3 protein-coding genes are annotated in these 2,896 nt (G+C 39.8%); 2 read left to right on the top strand and 1 reads right to left on the bottom strand.

What is annotated here, in order from left to right:
* Positions 1–465: 465 nt before the first annotated feature.
* Both INT03_RS00100 and INT03_RS00095 read left to right on the top strand, forming a co-directional pair.
* Positions 466–1,518, top strand: coding sequence for a pyridoxal phosphate-dependent aminotransferase (locus INT03_RS00100; RefSeq protein ID WP_250162794.1), 1,053 nt, complete (start codon positions 466–468; stop codon positions 1,516–1,518).
* Between the two features lie 277 nt (positions 1,519–1,795).
* A complete protein-coding gene (locus INT03_RS00095) occupies positions 1,796–2,173 on the top strand; it encodes a hypothetical protein (RefSeq protein ID WP_055123844.1) in 378 nt (125 codons plus the stop codon).
* A gap of 144 nt (positions 2,174–2,317) precedes the next feature.
* Here the strand turns inward: INT03_RS00095 and INT03_RS00090 are convergent, their stop codons facing one another.
* Positions 2,318–2,707 (bottom strand): hypothetical protein, encoded by a 390-nt coding sequence (locus INT03_RS00090; RefSeq protein ID WP_193007086.1) that lies wholly within the window; start codon positions 2,705–2,707, stop codon positions 2,318–2,320.
* Positions 2,708–2,896 lie beyond the last annotated feature (189 nt).

The raw sequence follows: 2,896 nt of genomic DNA, 5'->3' as shown, positions 1-2,896 counted from the left end.
TAAAAATGGCTAAAAATGGCTAAATTTTGCCAAAAATCGTCAAATAGTTTCTTAATATCTCGATATTATTTGCGCTACTTTCCTTGTTTAACGGCAATTTATCTCATGTTTATCACCATTTTTAAAATGAGGACACGCCCTAGTATTAGCAAAAATGTTAAGAATTTTACAAAGTGAGTTGCCTATAGGGTAGCTCTTTTTTATTTAATGGATGCTATCAATAAGTGAGCATCTTACTCATAACAGCTGCTAAAGAGTTTCATCGCTCAGAGCGCTTGTAATCAGGGTAAATGCCACTTACCATAACCATTATTATCCGAATGCATCTCACCATCCATATATAAACCCTACTAAATAATCAGAGTAGCAAAAAAGACGAGTGCAAGTGCTACATCCGCTGGCTGAGCGAGCTTGACATTGCTAATTGCATATTTGGTATGGGTATCAATTAGGCGTATTACTATTGTGCTTACCAATCCATTAATAGAATTAAACTCTAACGAAAACTCACTAGGCATGGCAAACTCTGCCAAAAAAGCGGTTATCGATGCTTTAGACATCGGCTTTCGTTATCCAGATGACCAGCGTGCAGCCTTAATTATTAAAGTTGCGAAAATTAATGACGTGACTGAAAATCAAATATCTCTAGGCAGCGGCTCCAGTGAGAATATCCGCACGGTCGTACAAATGCTGCAAAACAAAGCGTTAAGGGAAGGCAGGAATTTTCAAGTAATTGTGCCGCACCCAACCTTTGCTTATGCGGAACTATATGCAACCTCTATCAATGTGCCCGTGGTAAAAGTAGCACTGATGCCTGAAAGCTATTCTTTTGATTTACAAAATATGCAAAAAGTGGCTGATGATTTTGATGGTATAAGCTTATTTTATCTCTGCAATCCCAACAATCCTACAGCGACGATTACTGACACAGATGAGTTAAAAGCGTGGGTAGGAACGGCACCAGACCATCATTATTTCTTGCTAGATGAAGCCTACTCAGAATATGTCACTGACCCAAGTTTTGAGAGTGGGATTGCGTGGATAAGAGAGCAGCGCTCAGACAATATTATCGTGGTTCGGACTTTCTCTAAACTGTGTGCGCTAGCGGGTATGCGTGTCGGCTATGCAATTGCCAGTCCGCAAATGATCACTGAGCTAGAGGCGTTTATCTCAGTGGATAATACCAATCTGTCTGGTGCTGTCGCCGCGATAGCAACTTTGGATGATGAGGCGTTTTTGGCGTTGAGTTTGCATACTGCCAATCAATCGCGTCAGCTGGTTGAGCAGACGTTGGATGAGCTTGGACTACGCTACTTACCATCACAAGCCAGCTTTATATTTCACGAAATCAAAGGCGATGTACAAACCTATATCGATAGAATGTGCGACCATGGCATCGCTGTTGGTCGCGAGTTTGCGCCTATCACTGGCTTTAATCGTTTGACGCTTGGCAGACCTGATGAGATGGCAGTGTTTGTTGAGGTGTTGAAATCGTTTCGTGAGAAAGGCTGGGTGTGATTAAGCCAGATAGAGTAGTTTCATCATTAGAAAAGGGGAGTTGCCTAGTTTGCCATTTCCTTTGTTTATTGCAATAGGATAAAGAAGCCATAGCTAACATTCTATTTTTACCAACATCAAACGCAGTTTTACATATCCTGTCTTAAAAAATATCACGTCATCTTATAGTATTGATTTATAAGGCACGAACTAACAAGCATGCAGTCGAATGCTTGGTAATAGTCATAAAATCAGGCGTGCTAACGTATATTATAATTTTAAGGTCAGGGATATATCCATGTTTGATATCAAATCATTTTTTAAGAGAGAAGTAGAAAAAAAACTCATCAATGTAGACGATTATATTTTTATGCCTGAGCGAGTAGAGATGGAGCTGGAGGGCGGAGTATTAAATTGTGTACTCAACAGTGATGGACGAGTCGATATTTTTTATAGTAAGCAAGGCGTGACAGAGGTCGGCTCGGCATCACGTAAGCATCCCTTTACGGCATTCGAAACTGAACTATATCATGGCGTTTATGATGACGTTATTAATGATTTGATCAAAGAAGTAGACAAGATTATCGATGGCTCTTCTAAGTATTTTAGCCGCAGTAAAATACTGCCCTTTACAGCAGCTTTGTCACAGAATCCAGTTGACAAAAACAAGTTCTAAGCCAAGTTAATAAGATAAGTGATGGTACAAAGACTTAGCAATAAAAAGGGTGCGTTATTTATAACGCACCCTTTTTACTTTTTATTCTCAATGAACATTACTTTGATGCTTTAAATATCTAGTGCAGTTAACGATACTTATATTTTATTTCATAAACCTGGTATAGCAACTTTGTAGAGATTTTGCGACGACTTTCGTGACCAACTGTGTGCGATATTGCGAATCGATAGCAGCATTGCCCAATTCAACGAGTGTCACTTGTTGCGGCGCTTGCTCACTGACGCAGCCACAAACATTGCTTTTTACAGCTTCTTGTTGTGTGTCGGTCATAGCCACGCTAGCCACACGCCAAGCAGTTTGCTTTTCAATCTGACTGCGGCATTGGTTATCAATCGCTGATTTAAAGACATTCATACCAATCTCATTTGCAGTACCGATAGCAGTACCTGCGTTATTATTCATGCCACCAGTCGTCGTGCATCCAGATAGAGCGAGGGTAGCGAGCATAGCCGTTGATATTAAGATTTTTTTCATGGGTCTGATCCTTTAAGATTTTTATTGGTTTGAAGGTTTATGCTTAATAGAAACTGGCATTTTGTAGGAGTTGATGTTTGCTAGTTGACATGTATTTTTTCCAAGCAGGTCGTATATTATCAGCAAAACTTATCAATAACACCACCAACTATTATTAGGGCGTGTCTTCAATTCATCTTACAATGAACG

The sequence above is a fragment of the Psychrobacter sp. PG1 genome, from assembly GCF_014897815.1.
In the GTDB taxonomy this organism is placed as follows: Bacteria; Pseudomonadota; Gammaproteobacteria; order Pseudomonadales; family Moraxellaceae; genus Psychrobacter.
This window is presented reverse-complemented; position numbering and strand designations above follow the sequence as displayed.